A 1,432-nucleotide genomic window follows, 5' to 3' on the forward strand; every position below is an offset into this window, starting at 1 on the left:
ATACCAATTTTAAAAAGTCGTGTCATACTTAAATGAATACCTAGGGTAAACGCATCTTGTTGGGTAACCGGGGATAGTTCTCAATAAACCCGGCCTGATTGTGCTTGTTGACAAGGCATTGTCTTGATCCCTTAGCTCATGGAGGTTTCCATGGCAGTGAATCATGGGGGAAACCCCCGCATGAAAGCCCTGGCTCCCTTTGACCGCGCTGGCTGGCTTTCCACATATAGTGTTTGTTTAATTAAAAAACACTATATATAGGATAGCTGACCATGAGATGGGTTTACCATGAATTAATACCCAAAGGCCAGAAATAAGCATGACTGGAGTAGCTAAGCTAAATGTTGTTGAATCTCCTCAGAGATTATTGAAGCTGATGAATCAGCAAAAAACTGCCGCGCGGATTTGCCAAAGTTCAAAGCCTATATCTCTGGAAAATAGGTGCTGTAGAAACCGTCAGACATTTAGCTGTTATTGTTGGTAGAACTGAAAGAACAATTCACCGTTGGTTGGAAATTTATCGCCATTCAGGAATTGAAGAACTACTTAAAGAAAAGCCGAAGACGGGCAGACCGAAAAAATTAAAAATAGAGCAGGTAGCGTTCATTACAACAAGAATTAAGAGACCAGGCTGGATTTAAGAGTTATAAAGAAGTTCGACTGTGGATATTTATTTTCTGGGAAATATGGCTAAGCTACAGTACAGTACATCGACTAGTTCATCATGAGTTAAAAGCGTTCGTTAAAAGTAGTGAGACCGAGAAATAAAAAACAACTACCCGGAGAAGTAGAAGAGTTTATAGCGACCTTTCCAGAAAAGCTTAAATTCTTGTTAAGTAATCAAAGTCATCTAAGCAATAAGTACCATAAAATTCGTTTTTGGTGTAGCGATGAAACTAGATTGGGCTTACATACAATTCAGCGCTTTGAAGTTACCGTAAGATAGTTGAGCCTTTATAGTGAGTAGGTTATGCGTAAAAGGTTCAAGTCTTTTGTAATAAGGCTCAACTATCTAAGGTTTCGTCCCAGAAGATTAACACTTAAAGGAGTCAAGCCAGTACATAGTCATCAATTGAATTTTCAAGACTTTTGGATATATGGATCAGTAGAACCAAAACAAGGACGTAGTTTCTTTTATGAGTTTTCTCACCTGGATGCTGGTTGTTTTAACAAATATTTATCTTTATTATCTCAAGAGTTTCCTGATGAAGTCCTGATTATTCTCATTGATAATGCTCCTGGTCACACTAGTCATGAAATAGAAGTTCCTGATAATAGTATTTGATTTTTTCAACCTCCTTATTGTCCCGAAGTTAATCCTAGTGAAAGATTGTGGGAAGATCTCAAACAAGATTTGGCTTGGGAATTGTTTGAATCCTTAGACTCTTTAAGAGCAAAAATAGATAAAAGTTTAAACTCTTTATCTAATGAA

Annotated in this window: 2 protein-coding genes; both read left to right on the forward strand. The window is 37.4% G+C overall.

From position 1 onward, the window contains the following. The first annotated feature begins 392 nt into the window (after positions 1–392). Positions 393–641 (forward strand): helix-turn-helix domain-containing protein, encoded by a 249-nt coding sequence (locus tag F6K46_RS40530; RefSeq protein ID WP_366510903.1) that lies wholly within the window; start codon positions 393–395, stop codon positions 639–641. 329 nt (positions 642–970) lie between these two features. Beyond that, positions 971–1,285 carry a hypothetical protein gene (locus F6K46_RS39730; RefSeq protein ID WP_293069004.1) on the forward strand — a complete coding sequence of 105 codons (315 nt, stop codon included), beginning with the start codon at positions 971–973 and terminating at the stop codon, positions 1,283–1,285. Positions 1,286–1,432: the final 147 nt, after the last annotated feature.

Source organism: Moorena sp. SIO3E8 (genome assembly GCF_010692445.1).
GTDB classification, from domain to species: domain Bacteria; phylum Cyanobacteriota; class Cyanobacteriia; order Cyanobacteriales; family Coleofasciculaceae; genus Moorena; species Moorena bouillonii.